This window comes from Streptomyces sp. NBC_00388 (assembly GCF_036061255.1).
Lineage (GTDB): Bacteria > Actinomycetota > Actinomycetes > Streptomycetales > Streptomycetaceae > Streptomyces.
This window is the reverse complement of the sequence record NZ_CP107948.1, coordinates 5494196-5514872: the sequence shown is the minus strand read 5'-3', so window position 1 is coordinate 5514872 and position 20677 is coordinate 5494196. Positions and strand designations below refer to the sequence as shown.

Sequence of the window (20677 nt, the reverse complement as noted above, 5' to 3'; positions counted from 1 at the left end):
CAGCTGAGCGGGGCCACTCCCCCCAGCCTCACGCCGCACGCCTCATGCCTCATGCCTCATGCCGGGCGCAGCGTTCCGGGAAGCACCGCCGACAGCAGCCCCTCCCCCGCCGGGTAGGGGCGTTCCCGGGGCAGCAGCGCAGCCGCACCCGTCTCGTCGCCGGCCGCGGCCAGGGCATGGACCCGGTGGGCCAGCGGGGTGACATCCGTGATCGACACGGTCCACTCGTCGGCGTACCGGCCGGCGGCGGGACCGGAGAGACCGAGCTGCAGCGAGCGGTACGGCTGGGGCCGGAGCCGCAGGTCCCGCTCCGGGTCCCACTGCACACGGGCCGGCGAACGCCTCAACTGCCGCTTCCAGGAGGCCTGGTCGGCGTGGACGGTGCGCTCGTAGGAGGAGAGGCAGGCATGACGCAGCGCCCAGTCGAAGCCCGCTCTGCTGATCTCGACGGCCAGCACGGTCTCCTGGCCCTCCTTCGCCGCCCAGCCGCAGCGGTACATCATCCACAGGAACGAGGGCTTGATCCAGGTCATCCGGTCCCGCTTCCAGGTGGCGGGAAACCGGCCGTCGCGGGCTGCCGGGAGCCCGATGGACGGGGCGTACGCCTGGTACACGGTCACCGTCGACTCCGTGTACAGGGCGCGGATGAGGTGCTTCGGCACCGTGCTGGGCCGTCCGTCGGTGCGGTGCCCGTTCGTCTGTTCTGCCATACGGCAAGGGTGCGGCCTCAACGCCCGTGCGGGCCACCGGAATTACGGTGGCCCGCACGGGCGGACATGGAACCGCCCCCTGCCGGCGGGGGACCGGGAGGGGGCGGTGTCTCAGGGGCGGGCCGGTATCAGCCCTGGTGGGGGTAGGTGTACTCGGTCGGCGGGACCAGGGTCTCCTTGATGGCCCGGGTCAGGGTCCAGCGCTGGAGGTTCTGCGGGGCGCCGGCCTTGTCGCAGGTGCCCGACGCGCGGCCGCCGCCGAAGGGCTGCTGGCCGACGACGGCGCCGGTCGACTTGTCGTTGATGTAGAAGTTGCCCGCCGCGTAGCGCAGCTTCTCCATCGTGTGCGCGGCCGCCGCGCGGTCCGACGCGATGACCGAGCCGGTCAGGGCGTAGTCGGAAGCCGACTCCATCTGCTCCAGCATCGCGTCGTACGAGCCGTCCTTGCTGTCGTCGTAGACGTGGACGGCGAGGATCGGGCCGAAGTACTCGGTCGTGAAGACCTCGTTCGCCGGGTCCGTGCACTCGATGACGGTGGGCCGCACGAAGTACCCGACGGAGTCGTCGTAGGTACCGCCCGCGACGACCGTGCAGGTCGGGTCGGACTTGGCGCGGTCGATCGCGGCCTTGTTCTTCGCGAACGCGCGGTCGTCGATGACGGCGCCCATGAAGTTCGACAGGTCGGTGACGTCACCCATGGTGATCCAGTCGACCTCGGCGGCGAACTCCTCGCGGAAGCCGCTGTTCCAGATCGAGGCGGGGACGTACGCACGCGAGGAGGCCGAGCACTTCTGGCCCTGGTACTCGAACGAGCCGCGGGTCAGCGCGGTCTTCAGCACGGCGCGGTCGGCGCTGGGGTGCGCGACGACGAAGTCCTTGCCGCCGGTCTCGCCGACCAGACGCGGGTACGTGCGGTACTTGGTGATGTTCTCGCCGACCGTCTTCCACAGGTACTGGAAGGTGGGCGTGGAACCGGTGAAGTGGATGCCGGCGAGGTCACGGTGGTTCAGCGCGATCTCGGAGACCGCGATGCCGTCGCCGGTCACCAGGTTGATGACGCCCTTGGGAAGACCGGCCTCCTCCAGGAGCTGCATCAGCAGGACGGCGGCGTGGGTCTGCGTCGGGGAGGGCTTCCAGACGACGACGTTGCCCATCAGGGCCGGGGCGGTCGGCAGGTTGCCCGCGATGGCCGTGAAGTTGAACGGCGTGACCGCGTAGACGAAACCTTCGAGCGGCCGGTGGTCGAGCCGGTTCCAGACACCCGGGGAGTTGGCCGGGGGCTGCTCGGCCAGCAGGTCACGGGCGTACTTGACGTTGAAGCGCCAGAAGTCGACCAGCTCGCACGGGGTGTCGATCTCGGCCTGCTGGGCGGTCTTGCCCTGGCCGAGCATGGTCGATGCGGCCAGCGTCTCGCGCCACGGGCCGGAGAGCAGCTCGGCGGCGCGCAGGATGATCGCGGCACGGTCGTCGAAGGACATCGCGCGCCAGGCGGGGGCGGCGGCCAGTGCGGCGTCGATCGCGTCCTGGGCGTCGGCCTGCGTGGCGTGCGCGCCGGTGCCGATGACGGACTGGTGATTGTGCGGCTGGACGACGCTGAACGGCTCGCCGCCGCCGATCCGCTTCTCGCCGCCGATGGTCATGGCGAGGTCGATCGGGTTCTCGGCCAGCTCCTTGAGCTTGGCTTCGAGACGCGCGCGCTCCGGCGTGCCCGGGGCGTAGGAGTGCACCGGCTCGTTGACCGGCGCGGGGACCTGGGTCACAGCGTCCATGAGTGCCTTGTCTCCTTGTGTCTGAGGTGGGGTGGTCAGCCGGGCAGGTCAGCCCTTGGTGAGCACGGAGCGGCCGAAGAACAGCAGGTTGGCCGGCTTCTCCGCGAGGCGGCGCATGAAGTATCCGTACCAGTCGGTGCCGTACGCCGTGTAGACGCGCATCCGGTGGCCCTCGGCCGCGAGCCGGATGTGCTCGTCGCTGCGGATGCCGTACAGCATCTGAAACTCGTACTCATCCAGTTTGCGCCCGGCCTTGCGTGCCAGCTCCTGGCCGATGGCGATCAGACGCGGGTCGTGGGACCCGATCATCGGGTAGCCGGTGCCGTCCATCAGGATCTTCAGGATGCGGACGTACGCCTTGTCGATCTCGGCCTTGACCTGGTAAGCGACGGAGGCGGGCTCCTTGTAGGCGCCCTTCACGATGCGGACCCGGCTGCCGGCCGCCGCGAGGCGCCGGGCGTCGTCCTCGGTGCGGAAGAGGTAGGCCTGGATGACACAGCCGGTCTGCGGGAAGTCCTTCCGCAGCTCCTCGTGGATCGCGAACATCGAGTCGAGCGTGGTGTGGTCCTCGGCGTCCAGCGTCACCGTGGTGCCGATGGCGGCGGCGGCCTCGACGACCCGGCGGACATTGGCGAGCGCCAGATCGTGGCCGCCCTCCAGACTCTGGCCGAACATCGAGAGCTTGACCGACATCTCGGCCCGCTCGCCCAGACCGAGGTCCTTGAGGCGGCCGACCAGCTCCAGGTACGCGTCGCGGGCGGCGACGGCCTGCGCGGGCGTGGTGATGTCCTCACCGACCACGTCGAGGGTGACCTCAAGGCCCTTGTCGGCGGCGTCCTCGATGATCGGGACGACCTGCTCGACCGTCTCACCGGCGATGAAGCGGTCGACGACCTGCTTGGTGCCCGGGGCGGCCGAAATAAACCGGCGCATCTTGTCACTGCGCGCCGCAGCGAGGATCACGGGAGCCAGCACGGGGCACCTCCAACCGAAAGAACGAAACGAGGACCGTCGCGGCACGACCGGATCGGCCGGTACAGCACGGAGAACCACTTCGAAATCTAAGGACCGTCCCGGTGTTCTGCCATCGACAGCTGTCACGCATCCGTGGACTGGATCTCAGACATATGTCTGAAGGGTGGGAGAATGCCAGGGTGAAGGGTGACTACCAGGAACTGGCCGACGAGATCTCCGCGCTGCTCGGTGCCCCCGCGACCCTGGAGAACCGGGATTTCGGGCTGATCGCTTTCGGGGCGCACAACAGCGAGGACGACAGCGAGATGGACCCGGTCCGTACCCGCTCGATCCTCACCCGGCGGTCCACCCCGGCCGTCAGGTCCTGGTTCGAGGACTTCGGCATCACCCGAGCCACCGGCCCGGTCCGCATCCCTGCCGCGCCCGAGGCCGGCGTCCTGCGGGGCCGGATCTGTCTGCCGGTACGCCACCGGGGCACCGTCTACGGATACGTCTGGCTCCTGGACACCGACCCCGGCCCCACTGACGGCAGCCTGGCCGCGGCGATGGAGGTGACCGCGCGCATCGGCGATCTGCTGTTCGACGAGGCGCAGGCGGGGGCCGGGCTCTCCCGTGAATTCCGCGCGGTGCTCACCTCCGAACGGGGCTGGCCGCGCGACATGGCGGTCGCCGCGCTGCGCAGCGCGCTCGGCCCGGGCGCGGACGGGCTGCACGCCATGGTCTGTGTGGCGCCCTGGCCGGACGAGGATTCTCCGGCCAGGCCCGTCCCGGCCGCCGCGGCGCTGTGCACCCTGCCGGTGGCCGGACCGCAGGCGCATCCCGGCCGCCCGGGCGGGGACGGGGCCACCGAGGCCACCGGGAACACTCCGTACGCCCTGGCCGCGCTGATCAGGGTGCGCAGTGCGGGCACCCTCGACCCGGCGCTGAGCGCCGGCACCCTCCTCACGGAGCTGGCGGGAACGGGTGCCACAGCGGGCGTGGCACCGGCCAGGCACGGCCTGAACGAGTTGTCCGCGTCCTGGCAGGAGTCCGCGGCCGCGGCCCGCGCGGCGGCCGCGGAGCCCCGGTTCGGCCCGGTCGCCGAGTGGGCCTCGATCGGCCCGTACCGACTGCTGACCGCGCTCCCCCGGGGGCTCGCGCACGACACGGTCGTACGGGATCTCATGACCCCCGCCCACACCGAGCTGGCCCACACCGCCGAGGTGTTTCTCGACTGCGCGGGCCAGGCGGGGCGTACCGCGTCGGTGCTCGGCATCCACCGGCAGACGCTCTACTACCGCCTCTCCCGCATCGAACAGCTGACGGGCCTCGATCTGGACGAGGGCGAGGACCGGCTCCTGCTGCACATGGCGCTGAAAGGGGCCCGGCTGTAGGGGGCCCGGCTGTAGGGGGCCCGGCCGACGCGGCTCCGCGAGTCGGTCGGCTCCGCCGCGGGTGAGCGGCAGCCACCGGGCCGGTCAGGCAGGTGTGTAGCCGCGGTCCTGGAGGAGCTGTCCGACGACCTCGGTGAAGGCGCGGGACGCGGCGCTCCGGAAGGCGCTCTCGCGCTGGAGGAGGGTGACGGTGCGCTGCGGCAGCGGCGGGTCGAGGGGGACGGGCCGGAGGTGCGGGTGGTCATGGGTGATGGCATCGGGCAGGACCGTGGCCAGCGAGGTGCGCCGGACGATCTCGGTGAGCGCCTGGATGGAATTGGCCTCCACCATGATGCGCGGGCTGACCCGCTCCTTCGCGAAGTAGGCGTCGATATGGCCCCGGGTGGCGAAGTCGTCGCTGAGCAGGGCGAGATGGCGCCGGGCGAGGGCGCTGACGGGCAGCGCCCGGCCGTCACCGGTGTCGGACTCCTGAGCCCCGGTGACGAGGCTGAGGGTCTCGGTGAACAGCGCCGTGGTGGCGATGCCCGGCAGATGGGTGCCGTGGAAGGCGATCCCGAGATCGAGGTCGTCGGCGAGCAGCGCCGATTCGATGTGATCCTGGGTCATCTCCCGTACGTCCAGGGTGATGCCGGGATGGCGGGTGTGCAGTCCGGCCACCAGGGGCCCGATCAGGTAGGCGGTGAAGGTCGGGGTCACCGCCAGCCGGAGACTGCCCCGCGAGAGGTCCTGGACATCGGCGACGGCACGTTCGGCCGCGGCCAGGTCACGCAGCGCGCGGCGGGCGTAGTGCCCGTAGGCCTCGCCCGCGTCGGTGAGACGTACGGAGCGGCCGGTACGGTCCAGCAGCTGCACCCCCACGGTGCGCTCCAGCTGCCTGATCTGCTGGGACAGGGTGGGTTGGGAGACCCGCAGGCCCTCCGCGGCGCGGGTGAAGCTGCCGTGCTCGGCCACGGCGAGCAGATAGCGCAGATGTCGCAGTTCCAGAGCCATGACCCCGACTATAGATGCCACCAATAGATTTTATGCCCACTGCGTCTTGGACGCTATAGGTGCAGCTCGTGCAGGGTGGATCGAGTCAGCCCACTGGGCGGTATCCACCGAAGGGAGCGATCATGCACGACCTCGCCGAAGGGGTCCGGCGCTTCAAGCGGGACATCTTTCCCCCCAGGGCGGAGCTCTTCGCCCGGCTCGCCGGCCACCACCGGCCGGCGACGCTCTTCATCGGCTGCTCGGACGCCCGTGTCGTGCCGGAGCTGATCTGTGCCAGCGAACCGGGTGAGCTGTTCGTCATCCGCACCGCCGGCAACCTCGTCCCCGCCCCCACGGCCGACGACGGGATCGCGGCGAGCATCGAGTACGCCGTCTCGGTGCTCGGCGTGTCGGGGATCGTGGTCTGCGGGCACTCCGCCTGCGGCGCGATGACCGCCCTGGCCGAGGGCCACGACCTGACCGCCACCCCCGCGGTCGCGGGGTGGCTGCGGCAGGCGGACACCTCCCGGGTCCGCGCCGCCGCCTCGGCGCCCGCGGGAGCGGACCCGGTGGACGCGCTGATCCGTTCGAACGTGCTCGCGCAGTTGGCCTGCCTGGCCACCCACCCCGCGGTGGCCCGCGCACTCGCGGCGAACACGGTTGCCCTGCACGGCTGGCTCTACGACATCGCCACGGGCACGGTCGAAGAGCTCGATCCCGTGACCGGCCGCGGCACCGCCCTGGCAGCCTGACCCGCCCGGGCTACCCGCCCGGTACCCGTACCACCCGAAACCAGCCGCCCCCGCCCTCGCGGGGCGCGGCAGACAGAGAGGAACCCTTTTCCATGGTGCACGCACAGCTGGATCCCACCGCCCGCCAGACCCTGGCCACCGCCGCGGTGGAGGCCAAGACCCGTAAGGACCTGACCTGGCAGCAGATCGCCGACGCCGCCGGGCTGTCGCCCGCGTTCACCACCGCCGCCGTCCTCGGCCAGCACGCCCTCCCGGAGGAGGCCGCGAAGGCGGTCGCGGAACTGCTCGGCCTGGACGACGACGCGGCGATGCTGCTCCAGACCATCCCCACCCGCGGCTCGATCCCCGGCGGCATCCCGACCGACCCGACGATCTACCGCTTCCACGAGATGCTCCAGGTCTACGGCACCACGCTCAAAGCACTGGTCCATGAGCAATTCGGGGACGGCATCATCAGCGCGATCAACTTCAGGCTCGACGTGCGGAAGGTCGCCGATCCGGAGGGCGGCGAGCGCGCCGTCATCACTCTGGACGGCAAGTACCTCCCCACCAAGCCCTTCTGACCCTCCGACGCCCACCACCGCACTCACCCACCACCGCCCTCACCCACCACTGGAGGACCCACCATGGACTTCGCCCAGCGCACCATCGACCTCGCCCGGCAGAACGTCGCAGAAGGCGGCCGCCCCTTCGCGACCGTCATCGTCAGGGACGGCGAGATCCTGGCCGAGAGCGCGAACAAGGTCGCCCAGACCAACGACCCGACGGCGCACGCGGAGGTACTCGCCATCCGTGAGGCGTGCGTCAGGCTCGGCACCGAGCACCTCGCGGGCAGCACCATCTACGTCCTGGCCCACCCCTGCCCGATGTGTCTCGGGGCGCTGTACTACTGCTCCCCCGACGAGGTCGTCTTCCTCACGACCCGCGACGCGTACGAGCCGCACTATGTGGATGACCGCAAGTACTTCGAACTCGACACCTTCTACGGGGAGTTCGCCAAGGACTACACCGAGCGCAGGCTGCCCATGCGCCACGAGACGCATGACGGCGCCGTCGACGTCTACCGCTTCTGGCAGGAGCTGAACGGGGGCGAGCGCCGCGTGGCCGGGGCACCCACCGCCGGCTGACGCGAGGTGCCCCGGTGGCGGCCGGCCTGCCCGCCGTCAGGCGGAGTGGTCGTCAGGCGGAGCGGTCGTCCCCGAGCATGGCCCGGAGCCCCTCCGTCAGATCCCGGGCGGAGGGCGCTGTCTCCGGATCCACCAGCCACTGGATCATCACCCCGGCAAGCAGCGCCTGGTAGACGAGCCCGGCCGTCCGGGACTTCTCCGGGTCGGTCTTCTCATCGATGCCCTGGAAGTTCTCGGCGAGTCCGGCGCGGCCCTCCTGCTGCGGACCGGCGATCGCCTTGCGCAGCTCGGGCTCGTCATCGAGGCGTGAGACCACTTCGAGCTGGAGCTTCCACAGGGCCCTGCTGGCCTCATAGGAACCGATGACCTGTTCCCACACCGTCTCGAAGCGCTCGTACGGATCGGCGATGGCGGCGGGGTCCACCCCGGAATCCTCACCGACCGTGTCGCCCCACTCCTCGGTCACCTTGAGGAAGGCCAGGTTGAGCAGGGCCTCCTTGGAACCGTAGTGGTAGCCGATGGAGGCCAGGTTCGTACCGGAGGCGGCGACGATGTCGCGGGCAGTCGTCCGCGCGTACCCCTTCTCCAGCAGGCAGCGCTTGGCGCCTTCGAGCAGATCCTCACGATGTCCCATGACAGCAGCGTACCCGGCACACATACGCCCGTGTAAGACGGTCGTCTATGTGCCGGGTACGCCCGGACGTGCGGAGATCAGTCGGTCAGGTCGACCGAACGGGCCGAAGCGGCACCGATCTCGTCGGAGATCTCGGCCAGCACGGCCGGCGGCACGGTGTCGTCGACGGTCAGGACGACCAGCGCCTCGCCGCCCACGGCCGCCCGCGAGACCTGCATGCCCGCGATGTTCAGCCCGGCCTCGCCGAGGATCTTGCCGACGGCGCCGACCACACCCGGACGGTCCGCGTAGCGCAGTACGACCATGTGGTCGGAGAGCGCCACGTCCACGTCGTACTCGCCGACCGAGACGATCTTCTGGAGGTTCTTAGGACCGGCCAGCGTGCCGGAGACCGAGACCTCCTCGCCGTCCGCGAGGGTTCCCCGGACGGTGACGACGTTGCGGTGGTCGGGCGACTCGGAGCTGGTCGTCAGACGGACCTCGACACCGCGCTCCTGCGCGAAGAGCGGGGCGTTGACGTAGCTCACGGTCTCGTCCACCACGTCCTCGAACACGCCCTTGAGCGCGGAGAGTTCGAGCACCTTGACGTCGTGCTGGGTGATCTCGCCGTACACCTCGACGTCGAGCCTGGCCGCGACCTCGCCCGCCAGCGCGGTGAAGATCCGGCCGAGCTTCTCCGCGAGCGGCAGCCCCGGGCGTACGTCCTCGGCGATCACACCGCCCTGGACGTTGACCGCGTCGGGGACGAGCTCACCCGCGAGCGCGAGGCGGACGGACTTGGCGACGGCGACACCGGCCTTCTCCTGCGCCTCGTCCGTGGAGGCACCGAGGTGCGGGGTGCAGACCACCTGGTCGAACTGGAAGAGCGGGGAGTCCGTGCAGGGCTCCTTCGCGTACACATCGAGACCGGCACCGGCGACGCGGCCCTCCTTGAGGGCGGAGGCGAGCGCCTCCTCGTCCACGATCCCGCCACGCGCGGCGTTGACGATCCGCACGTGCGGCTGCACCTTGTGCAGGGCGTCGTCGCCGATCAGGCCGATCGTCTCGGGGGTCTTGGGGAGGTGGACGGTGATGAAGTCCGCGACCTCCAGCAGCTCGTCGAGAGAGAGCAGCTTGACGCCCATCTGGGCGGCGCGCGCGGGCTGCACGTAGGGGTCGTAAGCGACGATCTTCATGCCGAAGGCCGACATGCGCTGCGCGACCAGGACACCGATCCGGCCGAGGCCGACGACACCGAGGGTCTTCTCGCTCAGCTCGACACCGGTGTACTTCGAGCGCTTCCACTCGCCGTTCTTGAGCGCGCTGTTGGCCTGCGGGATGTTGCGCGCGGTGGCGACCAGCAGACCGCAGGCGAGTTCTGCGGCGGTGACGATGTTGGAGGTCGGTGCGTTCACGACCATGACGCCGGCCTTGGTGGCTGCGGCGACGTCGACATTGTCCAGACCGACACCGGCCCGGGCGACGATCTTCAGCTTCTTGGCTGCGGCGACGGCCTCGGCGTCGACCTTGGTCGCGGAGCGCACCAGGATCGCGTCCACGTCGGCGATGGCGGGCAGCAGCTCCGCACGGTCGGCACCGTTGCAGTGCCGGACCTCGAAGTCCGGGCCCAGCGCGTCCACCGTGGCGGGCGACAGCTCTTCAGCGATGAGTACGACAGGTTTCGAGCTCACGTAGTCCTCACAAGTCCGTTGCGGACGGCCGTCCCGACGGCCGCAGGCGGAGGGGCTGGGCGCGTGGAAGACGCACGACGCTGTGGGCCTGACGCGTATGTTCTGAGCAGTGTAGTGGCGTTGCGGCTTACTTATTCCGACAGTACGGAAGGATCACCCGTACGTGGTTGGCCGCGGTGGACAGGGGGCCGTCCCGCCCGGGAGGCCCCCTGTCCTGGCGTCTTACGCCTCGTCGTTGTCGACCCAGCTCATGAGCTTGCGGAGCTCCTTGCCCGTGGTCTCCAGCAGGTGGTTCTCGTCGGCCGTCTTGTACTCGTTGTACTTCTTCAGGCCGCCGTGGTACTCGTCCATCCAGTTCTTGGCGAACGTACCGTCCTGGATCTCACCGAGGATCTTCTTCATCTCGGCCTTGGTCTGGTCCGTGATGATGCGCGGGCCACTGACGTAGTCGCCCCACTCGGCGGTCTCGGAGATCGACCAGCGCATCTTCTCCAGGCCGCCCTCGTACATGAGGTCGACGATGAGCTTCAGCTCGTGGAGGCACTCGAAGTACGCGATCTCCGGCTGGTAACCGGCCTCGGTCAGCGTCTCGAAGCCGGCCTTGACCAGCGCGGCGGTGCCACCGCAGAGCACGGCCTGCTCGCCGAAGAGGTCGGTCTCGGTCTCCTCGGTGAAGGTCGTCTTGATGACGCCGGCGCGGGTGCCGCCGATGCCCTTCGCGTACGAGAGCGCCAGCGCCAGGCCCTTGCCCGAGGCGTCCTGCTCGACGGCCACGATGCACGGAACGCCGCGGCCCTCCTCGTACTGACGGCGGACCAGGTGACCCGGGCCCTTGGGGGCGACCATGCAGACGTCGACATTGGCCGGCGGCTTGATGAAGTCGAAGCGGATGTTCAGACCGTGGCCGAAGAACAGCGCGTCGCCGTCCTTCAGGTTGCCCTTGATGGACTCCTCGTAGACCTGGGCCTGGATCGGGTCCGGGACGAGGATCATGATGACGTCGGCCTCGGCGGACGCCTCGGCGGGGGTCACCACGCGCAGGCCCTGCTCCTCGGCCTTGGCCTTGGACTTGGAGCCCTCGTGCAGACCGACACGGACGTCGACACCCGAGTCACGCAGCGACAGCGCGTGGGCGTGGCCCTGGCTGCCGTATCCGATGACTGCGACCTTGCGGCCCTGGATGATCGACAGGTCGGCATCGTCGTCGTAGAAAAGCTCGGCCACTGGGATATCTCCTTGGTGTGCAGGTGTTACGGCCCACCGTACGGGGGGCGGGAGGGGGAAGGTTTCCGGGTCTCGCCATACGAGCGGGAGGGCTCCGCGCGGTCCGGCGGACCGCGTGGAGCCGGCCGGCTCAGGCGCTGCGGTCGAGCGCCCGCAGGCTGCGATCCGTGATGGAGCGCGCGCCGCGGCCTATGGCGATCGACCCGGACTGGACGAGCTCCTTGATGCCGTACTGCTCCAGCATCTTGAGCATCGCGTCCAGTTTGTCGGTGCCGCCGGTGGCCTCGATGGTCACGGCCTCCGGCGAAACGTCCACGGTCTTGGCGCGGAACAACTGGACGATCTCGACGATCTGGGACCGGGTCTCGTTGTCGGCGCGGACCTTCACCAGGACGAGCTCGCGCTGGATCGCAGCGCCGGGCTCGAGTTCGACGATCTTCAGGACGTTGACCAGCTTGTTGAGCTGCTTCGTCACCTGCTCCAGCGGCAGGTCGTCGACACTCACCACAATGGTGATGCGGGAGATGTCGGGGTGTTCGGTGACGCCCACGGCGAGCGAGTCGATGTTGAAGCCGCGGCGGGAGAACAGGGCAGCGATCCGGGCGAGGATGCCCGGCGTGTTCTCGACCAGGACGGAGAGCGTGTGCTTGGTGGACATGTCGTCGGTCTCTCTCTGTCTCAGTTCTCTTCGCTGTCGCCGAAGTCGGGGCGGACGCCGCGGGCGGCCATGACCTCGTCGTTGGAGGTACCGGCGGCCACCATGGGCCAGACCATCGCGTCCTCGTGGACGATGAAGTCGACCACGACGGGGCGGTCGTTGATCGCGTTCGCCTCGGCGATGACCTTGTCCAGGTCCTCCGGACGCTCACAGCGCAGTGCGACACAGCCCATGGCCTCGGACAGCTTCACGAAGTCCGGGATCCGGGTTCCGCCGCTGGCCTTGCCGTCCGCGGCGATGCCGTCCGCGCCGGGGCCGGAGTGCAGCACCGTGTTGGAGTAGCGCTGGTTGTAGAAGAGGGTCTGCCACTGGCGGACCATCCCGAGCGCACCGTTGTTGATGATCGCGACCTTGATCGGGATGTTGTTGAGCGCGCAGGTGGTCAGTTCCTGATTGGTCATCTGGAAGCAGCCGTCACCGTCGATCGCCCAGACCATGCGCTCGGGCATGCCGGCCTTGGCGCCCATCGCGGCCGGGACCGCGTAGCCCATCGTGCCTGCGCCGCCTGAGTTCAGCCAGGTCGCGGGCTGCTCGTACTGGATGAAGTGCGAGGCCCACATCTGGTGCTGCCCGACGCCCGCCGCGAAGATCGTGTCCGCGTCGGCGGCGCGGCCGATGCGCTCGATGACCTGCTGCGGCGAGAGGCTGCCGTCCGCCGGCAGGTCGTAGCCCAGCGGGTAGGTGTCGCGCCAGCGGTTGAGGTCCGTCCACCAGTCCGCGTACCGCTTCTGGGCCGCGGCACCCATGGTGCCCTCGGTGTGCTCGGCCTGGACGGCCTGGACCAGATCGGCGATGACCTCCCTGGCGTCCCCGACGATCGGGACGTCCACCAGGCGGTTCTTGCCGATCTCGGCGGGGTCGACGTCCGCGTGGATGACCTTGGCGTCCGGCGCGAAGCTGTCCAGCTTGCCGGTGACCCGGTCGTCGAAGCGGGTGCCGAGCGCGATCAGCAGGTCGGACTTCTGCAGCGCGGTCACCGCGGTCACCGCGCCGTGCATCCCGGGCATGCCCACGTGCTGCGGGTGGCTGTCGGGGAACGCGCCGAGCGCCATCAGCGTGGTGGTGACCGGCGCACCGGTCAGCTCGGCCAGCACCTTGAGCTCCGCGGTGGCATGGGCCTTGATGACACCGCCGCCGACGTACAGCACCGGGCGCTTGGACTGCGCGATGAGCCGGGCGGCCTCACGGATCTGCTTCGCGTGCGGCTTCGTGACCGGCCGGTAGCCGGGCAGCTCCTGCTGCGGCGGCCAGGAGAACGTGGTCTGCGCCTGCAGCGCGTCCTTGGCGATGTCCACCAGCACCGGGCCCGGCCGGCCCGTCGAGGCGACGTGGAACGCCTCCGCGATCACCCTGGGGATGTCGGCCGCGTCGGTGACCAGCCAGTTGTGCTTGGTGATCGGCATCGTGATGCCGCAGATGTCCGCCTCCTGGAAGGCGTCCGTACCGATGGAGGCGGAAGCCACCTGACCGGTGATCGCGACGAGCGGGACCGAGTCCATGTGCGCGTCGGCGATCGGCGTGACCAGGTTGGTGGCGCCCGGCCCCGACGTGGCCATGCAGACACCGACCTTGCCGGTGGCCTGCGCGTAACCGGTGGCCGCGTGACCCGCGCCCTGCTCGTGCCGGACCAGGATGTGGCGCACCCGGGTGGAGTCCATCATCGGGTCGTACGCCGGGAGGATCGCACCGCCGGGGATGCCGAATACCGTGTCGGCCCCGACTTCCTCAAGAGAACGGATGAGGGACTGCGCGCCCGTGACGTGCTCGACGTTGACGGACGACGATCCGCCGTTACGGGCCCGCGGCTGCGGGTGGTGGGCCCCGGTGGCCTGCTCGGTCATCGGCATTCTCTTCTCGAAGCTGAGGGTTTTTGCGTGGATTTTCGCGGTGTTCCGGTGGTGCTGGTGCAACAAAAAACCCCCCGTGCCGTGAGGCAGGCGAGGGGAGCGCGTCGGGGCGTTGAGCGGAGCTGGTGAGGAGCTCTGCTTCAGCCGACGCGCTTTCCAAGTACGAGAATTCGGGTGGTCATGGCATTGACCCTCCTCCCGGCCCCCTGTGACTGTCAAGTGGGTGGGACGGGCGTCTCATTATTTGAGCCGGCGAAGGAGCGCGTCCCGAGCAGTACCGGCCTGGCCGCCGCGCCCGGCAGGGGGAAGCGCGATCGGCTCAGGGAGCGGCGGAGGCGGTACTCGTCCAGCGGTCCCGAGAAGGCCATTCCCTGCCCGTGGGTACACCCCATCGCGCGCAGCGCTGTCACCTGTTCGGGTAAGTCGACACCGTCCGCGACCGACTGCATCCCCAGATCGCACGCGATGCGCAGCAGCCCACTGGTGATCTTGTGCAGCCGCGCCGACTCGACCACGCCCTCCACCAGCCCGCGGTCGAGTTTGAGTACGTCGACGGGGAGCCGGCGCAGTGCGTTTATCGCCGCGTAGCCACGGCCGAAGCCGTCGAGGGCGATCCGTACACCGAGCCTGCGCAAGGCCGTGAGGCGGCGCTCCAGCTCCTCGAAGGCGATGCGCGGGTCGCTGTCGGCGATCTCGATGACCAGGGCCCCTGAGGGCAGGCCGTGCCGGGTGAGGAGCGCCTCGATGGACCCGAGAGGCATGGACCTGTCGAGCAGCCTGCGGGCGGAGAGGCGCACGGCCACCGGCACCTGATGTCCGGCCCCGCCCCGGTCGGCGGCTTGTTCGACGGCCTCTTCGAGCAGCCAGCGGCCGAGCTCACCGGTGCGGGCGCCCTCGGCCATGTCCCCGGTCTCCTGGACCTGGAGGAACTCCGCGGGGGTGAAGAGAATGCCCTGGGTGGACCGCCAGCGGGCCTGGGCGGCAACGGCGGCGATCCGGCCGGTCGCGAGGTTCACGACCGGCTGGTGCAGCAGGGCGAACTCGCCGTCGTCCAGCGCGGTGCGGAGCCGGGCGGTCAGCTCGGACCGGCGGACCACCTCGGCCTGCATCTGCGGTGCGTACAGCTCCACACGGTTCTTCCCGCCGGCCTTCGCCCGGTACATGGCGAGGTCGGCGTTGCGCATCAGATCCGTCGGGGTGACGCCCGCCTCGGCGAACGCGACACCGATGGAGGCCGCGACGCGCACCTCGCTCCCTTCGATCCGGTACGGCTCGGAGAGCCGCAGCCGCAGCCGGTCGGCGATCTCGTGGACCTGGCACTCGCGAGCAGGCTGATCATGGCTGCCGTTACCGATGATCAGGGCCGCGAACTCGTCGCCCCCGAGCCGGGCCGCGGTGTCGGCGGCCCGGACCGACTCCTGGAGGCGGCGGGCCGCCTGGATCAGCAGCTCGTCACCTGCCTGGTGGCCGATGGTGTCGTTGACGGCCTTGAATCCGTCCAGGTCGATGAAGAGCACCGCCGTGCCCTGGTCCGTGGCTCTGCGCCCGACCAGCGCCTTGCGGACCCGGTCCGTGAAGAGGGCACGGTTGGGCAGGTCGGTGAGCGGATCGTGCTCGGCGTTGTGCTGCAGCTGTGCCTGGAGCCGGACCCGCTCGGTCACGTCCCGGCTGTTCAGGATCAGGCCGCCCTGGTGGCGGTTGACCGTGGACTCGACGTTGAGCCAGTCGCCCGTGCCCGACCGGAAGCGGCATTCGATCCGGGTGGTGGGCTCGGAGACGGGTGAGGCGGCCAGAAACCGCCGTACCTCGTGGACCACACGCCCCAGGTCCTCGGAGTGGATGAGGGAGGCCAGCTCCGAGCCGATCAGGTCATCGGCGTCCCGCCCGTAGACACCGGTGGCGGCGGGACTGACGTACCGGAGGATTCCGGTGGGTGCGGCGATCATGATGACATCGCTGGATCCCTGCACCAGGGAGCGGAAGTGGTTCTCCTTCTGGGCCAGTTCATGGGTGAGGGCGATGTTGTCCACGAGCATGATGCCCTGCCGCACGACAAGGGCGAGCACCACCGTGCAGCCGGTGAAGACGACCACCCGGTCCACCCGGCGGCCGTCGATGACGTTGTCGAGGATGCCGAGCGTGCAGACGGCAGCGGCGAGGTACGGCGTGAGCGCGGCCAGCGAGCCCGCGATGGGACGGCTGGGGCGGCCGGGATGGCGGACTCCCCGCGGTTCGGGCACCGGGTCGACGCCGGTGAATCCGGTGGCCCCCAGCCGCGCGGCCCAGGGGGCGTACGCGAGGAGCAGCGACCCCGCGAACCAGCCGGCGTCCAGCAGCTGTCCCGAGTGGTAGCTCGCGCGGAGCAGCGGCGAGGTGAAGAGGGCATCCGACAGGACGGTCAGGGCGAGCCCGGCGATGGCCGTGTTGATCGCGGAGCGGTTGGCGTTGGACCTGCGGAAGTGCAGGGCGAGCACCATGGACACCAGGACGATGTCGAGCAGCGGATAGGCGAGCGAGAGCGCCGCGTGGGCAACGCTCTCGTGGGTGCCTTCCAGCTGCGTGGTGTGCGCGAGCGCGAGGCTCCAGGAGAGCGTCAGCAGCGAGCCGCCGATGAGCCAGGCGTCCAGCCCCAGGCAGACCCAGCCGGCCCGGGTGACCGGACGCTTGGCGAGGACCAGCAGGCCCACGATGGCCGGGGGCGCGAAGCAGAGGAAGAAGAGGTCGGCGAGCGAAGGGCTGGGCACCGGGACCCGCAGGACGACCTCGTACCAGCCCCATACCGCGTTTCCGCAGGAGGCCATCGCGGAGGACGCCGAGAAGAGCAGCCAGGCGGGCCGAAACCTGATCTCCCGCGTACGCGCGTAGAAGAAGCAGGAGACCGCGGCCAGCGCTGCGGCGAAACTGAGGCCGAAGTCGCCCATTACGAGCGCCACTTGCTTCGAGCCCCAGTCGAACGCGGAGCCGACCGCATATCCTCCGCACACCACGGCGAGGAGGAGCTGGGAGAGCAGACCCACGGGGCTGCCGGAGACCGGCTGCCGGGCGAGCAGCGCTCCCGGCACGCTCACCGCTCCTCCCCCGGGGCCGCCGGCCGCGGCACGACCCGGCGCACACCGGATCTGCACATCGAGGTCCGCCGGGAACGCCGTCGATGGCCCCGCCGGGTCAGCTGGTTCGTCCATTGGCCGTGCATCGCCCGTCGCCCCCTTGGAATCTGTACGCTCCCCCGCAGCCGTGACCTCGCACGGCGGAGCCCCCAACCGGACGATACACCAGTACCGTCACTCAGGGACATACCTTCTCTACTCTCCGTTACGGGGAGGGGAGTTGGGACACCCGCCGCGTCCGCACGCCTGCGGCGCACACCTATTCAGTCGTCAGTACCACGTTGCCTGGTTCCTCACCCGCGGCGAACCGGGTCAGCTGGGAAGCCAGCAGCCGCTTGGCGCGCGGCAGGAACGCCGACGTGGGGCCGCCCGCGTGTGGGCTGATGAGACAGCCCGGCGCATGCCACAAGGGGTGCCCCGCGGGAAGCGGTTCGGGATCTGTGACATCGAGCGCCGCGCGCAGCCGCTCCTTCTGCAGCTCGGCGACGAGGGCATCAGTGTCGACAACGGCCCCCCGTGCGACGTTCACCAGCAGCGCAGCGTCCTTCATCCGCGCCAGGAACTCCGCGTCCACCAGCCCTCTGGTCTCCTCGGTGAGCGGCGTGGACAGGACGACGACGTCCGCTTCCGGGAGCAGTTCGGGCAGATCGATGAATGCGTGCACTCGCCCGCGCTCCGTAGTGCGTGAGGAGCGCGCGACGCGCGCCACCCGCGCGCACTCGAAGGGAGCGAGCCGGTCCTCGATGGCGGAGCCGATCGACCCGTATCCGACGATCAGTACAGATTTGTCCGCAAGAGCCGGACGGAAGCCGGACCGCCACTCCTCCTGTTGCTGGCCGCGCACGAAGTCAGGGATGCCCCGCAGCGAGGAAAGGATCAGCGTGAGGGCGAGTTCGGCGGTCGATGCCTCATGCACCCCGCGGGCGTTGCAGAGCCGGACGCCGGCGGGGAGCCGGTCGAGTCCCGTGCGTACGTTGTCGACCCCGGCCGAGAGGGTCTGCACGAAGCGGACATTCGTCATCGCGCCGAGAGGGCGCAGGGCGGTCTCCGTGCCGAGCATGTAGGGGACCACGTAGAAGGCGCAGTCGGCGGGGTCCGCGGGATACTCCGCACCGCCGTCCCAGAAGCGGTAGCAGAGGCCGTCCGGAAGCCCTTCGATCTCGTCGGGCGGGAAGGGGAGCCACACATCAGCAGTCATGACCCGGAGGTTAGTTTGGGGCACGCGAAGAGGGAGGATGCGGCCAGGTGGAGCGCAGGACAATCGGGGCGGCAGCGCTCGAAGTGGGCGCGATCGGGCTGGGCTGCATGCCGATGAGCTGGGCTTACACCGGCTCTCAGCAGCGCGGCGACCGATCGCTGCGCACGGTGCACGCCGCGCTCGATGCCGGCTCGACCCTGCTCGACACGGCCGACATGTACGGGCCCTTCACCAATGAGCTGCTCCTGGGACGGGCCCTCAGAGACCGCCGGGCCGATGTCTTCCTCTCGACCAAGTGCGGTCTCCTGGCGGGCGAACAGCACATCGTCGCCAACGGCAGACCCGGTTACATACGCCGGGCCTGCGATGCCTCGCTGCGGCGGCTGCAGACCGACGTGATCGATCTCTACCAGCTGCACAGGGCCGACCCCGAGGTGCCGGTCGAGGAGACCTGGGGAGCGATGGCCGAGCTGGTCGCCGCGGGAAAGGTGCGGGCGCTGGGATTCTGCGCCGTGGGAGCACGCGCCTCCCGGCGCTCCGGCGCACGCTTGCATGACGCGACGGTCGGGCAGCTGGACCGGGTGCAGCAGGTCTTCCCCGTGAGCGCCGTCCAGGCCGAGCTCTCGGTCTGGTCCCGGGACGCCCTGGACACCCTGCTACCGTGGTGCAAGGCCCGCGGGGTCGGATTCCTCGCCGCGATGCCGCTGGGAAACGGCTTCCTCACGGGGACGCTCACGCCGGGCCAGGGATTCGAGCCTGACGACGTGCGGGCCAGGCATCCGCGGTTCACCGCCGAGATGATGGCGGCGAACCAGCCGGTGGTGGCGGGGCTGCGGCGGGTCGCGGAGCGGCACGGGGCGACGCCTGCCCAGGTGGCCCTGGCCTGGGTGCTGAGCCAGGGGGCCCATGTGGTGCCGGTGCCAGGGGCCAAACAGGAGCGATGGGCCGTGGAGAACGCCCGTGCCGCGGAACTGGTGCCGACGGCGGAGGATCTTCAGGAGATCGGGGAACTGCCGCCCGCGCGGGGCTCCTGGGACTGACCCCCCGGGCCCAGCGCACTCCGGCACCCTCACGGGCGGGCGCCTCCGTGGCGTACGGGGCGGGAAGGGGAACCCCCGGCGGATCAGCGGTGTATGAACAGTAGCTGTGCCGTCGTCGAAGGGATCAGAACCGTGCAACGTCCAGCTGTGACAACCATGTTGGTATCGGCCTTGCTGTTCTCGGCCGTCGGGTGCTCGTCCGGCGGCGAGGGGGTCGCGGGTCCGGGCCGTGTCCCCGGAGCGCGTGCCGCCACCTCCGCGTCGCCCTCCGCGTCCCGGGCCGTTCCACCGGCGAAAGGGACCCTGAAGGTGGTATCGACCCTCACTACGGGGCTCGATTCGCCGTGGGGGGTGGCGGTGCTCCCGGAAGGAGACCTGCTGGTCTCGTCGCGCGACAAGGGAACGATCACCAGGGTCGACGCCGAGACCGGCAGGAAGAGCGTGCTCGGAAAGGTCGCAGGGGTCACGCCTGCGGGTGAGGGCGGGCTGCTGGGGATAGCTCTCTCCCCGTCCTACGCCTCGGACCATCTGGTCTACGCGTACTTCAGCACCACATCGGACAACCGCATCGCGCGCATGTTCTACGACGAGAAGCAGCCCGGCGGGCAGCAGCTGGGAGCGCCCGACACGGTCTTCAAAGGCATTCCGAAAGGGACTCTGCACAACGGCGGCCGGATCGCGTTCGGCCCCGACAAGATGCTCTACGCCGGGACCGGGGAGACCGGCGACCAGGGCCTGGCCCAGGACAAGAAGTCGCTGGGAGGCAAGATCCTCCGGATGACCCCGGACGGACAGCCGGCGCACGGCGATCCCTGGGCCGATTCCGTCGTCTACTCGTACGGTCACCGCAATGTGCAGGGGCTCGCGTGGGACGCGGCGGGGCGGCTGTGGGCCGACGAATTCGGCCAGGACACGTGGGACGAGCTGAATCTGATCCGCCCCGGGAAGAACTACGGCTGGCCCGAAGCAGAGGGCAAGGCCGGAAGAGCAGGCTTCACCGACCCGGTGGAGCAGTGGAAGACCGCCGATTCCTCACCGAGCGGTATCGCCTACGCCGAGGGGTCCGTCTGGATGGCTTCGCTGCGAGGTGAGCGGCTGTGGCGGATCCCGCTCGACGGCGGCAAGCCGTCGGCGCGGCCCCAGGCCTTCCTCCAGGGCAAGTACGGGCGGCTGCGCACAGTGGTCTCCGCGGGCGGCGACAGATTGTGGCTCGTCACCAGCAACACCGATTCGCGGGGTAAGCCCAAGGCCGGGGACGACCGGATCCTTCAGCTGGAGGTGAAGTAGCCGGGGGTTACGCTGAGAGGGGCTCACCGCACGTGGGTCCGGCCGGGGCTCATCACAGGGGGTCTGAATGTTCAACCTGATAGAGCAGCTCTTCGCACCCGGGCGCAAGCACACCGAGGACGAGAACAAGCGGCTGGAGCTGTCCCGCGTCGATCTCAACGACGGCGACCCCGGGCACGGCCCGATAGACCTGGAATCGGGCACGGTGACCATCCGGCCGCAGGACAGGCCACAGCCAGGGCCATCTTCCACGTCTTAGCGGCAGGCGCGGAAGCCC

At 69.8% G+C, this 20677-nt stretch carries 18 protein-coding genes; 7 read left to right on the top strand and 11 right to left on the bottom strand.

The genetic code is table 11. From position 1 onward, the window contains the following. Positions 1 to 56 precede the first annotated feature (56 nt). From OG917_RS24735 to OG917_RS24725, 3 genes are all read right to left on the bottom strand, one after another. Entirely contained in the window at positions 57 to 710 is a 654-nt protein-coding gene (locus tag OG917_RS24735) for a DUF4291 domain-containing protein (RefSeq protein WP_328319804.1), read from the bottom strand. 128 nt (positions 711 to 838) lie between these two features. Then, positions 839 to 2479: an L-glutamate gamma-semialdehyde dehydrogenase gene (gene pruA / locus OG917_RS24730; RefSeq protein ID WP_328319803.1), complete on the bottom strand. Its 1641-nt coding sequence runs from the start codon at positions 2477 to 2479 to the stop codon at positions 839 to 841. A gap of 48 nt (positions 2480 to 2527) precedes the next feature. Then, positions 2528 to 3454 carry a proline dehydrogenase family protein gene (locus tag OG917_RS24725; RefSeq protein WP_328319802.1) on the bottom strand — a complete coding sequence of 309 codons (927 nt, stop codon included), beginning with the start codon at positions 3452 to 3454 and terminating at the stop codon, positions 2528 to 2530. A gap of 179 nt (positions 3455 to 3633) precedes the next feature. On the opposite strand from OG917_RS24725, the gene OG917_RS24720 reads away from it, so the two are divergent. Beyond that, positions 3634 to 4827 carry a PucR family transcriptional regulator gene (locus tag OG917_RS24720; RefSeq protein WP_328319801.1) on the top strand — a complete coding sequence of 398 codons (1194 nt, stop codon included), beginning with the start codon at positions 3634 to 3636 and terminating at the stop codon, positions 4825 to 4827. A gap of 84 nt (positions 4828 to 4911) precedes the next feature. Here OG917_RS24720 and cynR read toward each other — a convergent pair whose 3' ends face one another. Then, positions 4912 to 5817: a transcriptional regulator CynR gene (gene cynR / locus OG917_RS24715; protein ID WP_328319800.1), complete on the bottom strand. Its 906-nt coding sequence runs from the start codon at positions 5815 to 5817 to the stop codon at positions 4912 to 4914. A 122-nt stretch (positions 5818 to 5939) separates the two neighbouring features. On the opposite strand from cynR, the gene OG917_RS24710 reads away from it, so the two are divergent. The 3 genes from OG917_RS24710 (at position 5940) to OG917_RS24700 (ending at position 7675) form a co-directional block, all read left to right on the top strand. Next, positions 5940 to 6548, top strand: a complete 609-nt coding sequence (locus OG917_RS24710) for a carbonic anhydrase (RefSeq protein WP_328319799.1) — start codon at positions 5940 to 5942, stop codon at positions 6546 to 6548. A 92-nt stretch (positions 6549 to 6640) separates the two neighbouring features. Then, positions 6641 to 7111, top strand: a complete 471-nt coding sequence (gene cynS, locus OG917_RS24705; protein ID WP_328319798.1) for a cyanase — start codon at positions 6641 to 6643, stop codon at positions 7109 to 7111. Between the two features lie 63 nt (positions 7112 to 7174). Continuing rightward, the gene (locus OG917_RS24700) at positions 7175 to 7675 is read left to right on the top strand and encodes a nucleoside deaminase (RefSeq protein ID WP_328319797.1); all 501 of its coding nucleotides are present in this window, start codon (positions 7175 to 7177) and stop codon (positions 7673 to 7675) included. A 52-nt stretch (positions 7676 to 7727) separates the two neighbouring features. Here the strand turns inward: OG917_RS24700 and OG917_RS24695 are convergent, their stop codons facing one another. The 7 genes from OG917_RS24695 to OG917_RS24665 all read right to left on the bottom strand — a co-directional run bounded on the left by OG917_RS24695 (position 7728) and on the right by OG917_RS24665 (position 18073). Next, the gene (locus OG917_RS24695; RefSeq protein ID WP_328319796.1) at positions 7728 to 8309 is read right to left on the bottom strand and encodes a TetR/AcrR family transcriptional regulator; all 582 of its coding nucleotides are present in this window, start codon (positions 8307 to 8309) and stop codon (positions 7728 to 7730) included. Positions 8310 to 8386: 77 nt separating this feature from the next. Next, positions 8387 to 9979 (bottom strand): phosphoglycerate dehydrogenase, encoded by a 1593-nt coding sequence (gene serA / locus OG917_RS24690; RefSeq protein WP_328319795.1) that lies wholly within the window; start codon positions 9977 to 9979, stop codon positions 8387 to 8389. A gap of 222 nt (positions 9980 to 10201) precedes the next feature. Next, positions 10202 to 11203 (bottom strand): ketol-acid reductoisomerase, encoded by a 1002-nt coding sequence (gene ilvC, locus OG917_RS24685; protein ID WP_328319794.1) that lies wholly within the window; start codon positions 11201 to 11203, stop codon positions 10202 to 10204. Between the two features lie 130 nt (positions 11204 to 11333). Then, positions 11334 to 11861: an acetolactate synthase small subunit gene (gene ilvN / locus OG917_RS24680; RefSeq protein ID WP_328319793.1), complete on the bottom strand. Its 528-nt coding sequence runs from the start codon at positions 11859 to 11861 to the stop codon at positions 11334 to 11336. Positions 11862 to 11881: 20 nt separating this feature from the next. Further along, positions 11882 to 13768: an acetolactate synthase large subunit gene (locus OG917_RS24675; RefSeq protein ID WP_328319792.1), complete on the bottom strand. Its 1887-nt coding sequence runs from the start codon at positions 13766 to 13768 to the stop codon at positions 11882 to 11884. 215 nt (positions 13769 to 13983) lie between these two features. Next, complete coding sequence (locus OG917_RS24670; protein ID WP_328319791.1) at positions 13984 to 16836, bottom strand: putative bifunctional diguanylate cyclase/phosphodiesterase; 2853 nt, start codon at positions 16834 to 16836, stop codon at positions 13984 to 13986. 298 nt (positions 16837 to 17134) lie between these two features. Then, entirely contained in the window at positions 17135 to 18073 is a 939-nt protein-coding gene (locus OG917_RS24665; RefSeq protein WP_328319790.1) for a 2-hydroxyacid dehydrogenase, read from the bottom strand. A gap of 47 nt (positions 18074 to 18120) precedes the next feature. Between OG917_RS24665 and OG917_RS24660 the strand changes: the two genes are divergently transcribed. The 3 genes from OG917_RS24660 (at position 18121) to OG917_RS24650 (ending at position 20659) form a co-directional block, all read left to right on the top strand. Beyond that, positions 18121 to 19113, top strand: a complete 993-nt coding sequence (locus OG917_RS24660; RefSeq protein WP_328319789.1) for an aldo/keto reductase — start codon at positions 18121 to 18123, stop codon at positions 19111 to 19113. A 156-nt stretch (positions 19114 to 19269) separates the two neighbouring features. Then, a complete protein-coding gene (locus tag OG917_RS24655; RefSeq protein WP_328322158.1) occupies positions 19270 to 20400 on the top strand; it encodes a PQQ-dependent sugar dehydrogenase in 1131 nt (376 codons plus the stop codon). Between the two features lie 67 nt (positions 20401 to 20467). Continuing rightward, complete coding sequence (locus OG917_RS24650; protein ID WP_328319788.1) at positions 20468 to 20659, top strand: DUF6191 domain-containing protein; 192 nt, start codon at positions 20468 to 20470, stop codon at positions 20657 to 20659. The last annotated feature ends 18 nt before the right edge of the window (positions 20660 to 20677 follow it).

Bases quoted from the DNA above. Each gene is read 5' to 3' on its own strand.
- pruA (WP_328319803.1), bottom strand. From the start codon at position 2,479: ATGGACGCTGTGACCCAGGTCCCCGCGCCGGTCAACGAGCCGGTGCAC.
- OG917_RS24695 (WP_328319796.1), bottom strand. From the start codon at position 8,309: ATGGGACATCGTGAGGATCTGCTCGAAGGCGCCAAGCGCTGCCTGCTG.
- OG917_RS24665 (WP_328319790.1), bottom strand. From the start codon at position 18,073: ATGACTGCTGATGTGTGGCTCCCCTTCCCGCCCGACGAGATCGAAGGG.
- cynR (WP_328319800.1), bottom strand. From the start codon at position 5,817: ATGGCTCTGGAACTGCGACATCTGCGCTATCTGCTCGCCGTGGCCGAG.
- OG917_RS24735 (WP_328319804.1), bottom strand. From the start codon at position 710: ATGGCAGAACAGACGAACGGGCACCGCACCGACGGACGGCCCAGCACG.
- cynS (WP_328319798.1), top strand. From the start codon at position 6,641: ATGGTGCACGCACAGCTGGATCCCACCGCCCGCCAGACCCTGGCCACC.
- ilvN (WP_328319793.1), bottom strand. From the start codon at position 11,861: ATGTCCACCAAGCACACGCTCTCCGTCCTGGTCGAGAACACGCCGGGC.
- OG917_RS24710 (WP_328319799.1), top strand. From the start codon at position 5,940: ATGCACGACCTCGCCGAAGGGGTCCGGCGCTTCAAGCGGGACATCTTT.
- OG917_RS24700 (WP_328319797.1), top strand. From the start codon at position 7,175: ATGGACTTCGCCCAGCGCACCATCGACCTCGCCCGGCAGAACGTCGCA.
- OG917_RS24675 (WP_328319792.1), bottom strand. From the start codon at position 13,768: ATGCCGATGACCGAGCAGGCCACCGGGGCCCACCACCCGCAGCCGCGG.
- OG917_RS24650 (WP_328319788.1), top strand. From the start codon at position 20,468: ATGTTCAACCTGATAGAGCAGCTCTTCGCACCCGGGCGCAAGCACACC.
- OG917_RS24655 (WP_328322158.1), top strand. From the start codon at position 19,270: ATGTTGGTATCGGCCTTGCTGTTCTCGGCCGTCGGGTGCTCGTCCGGC.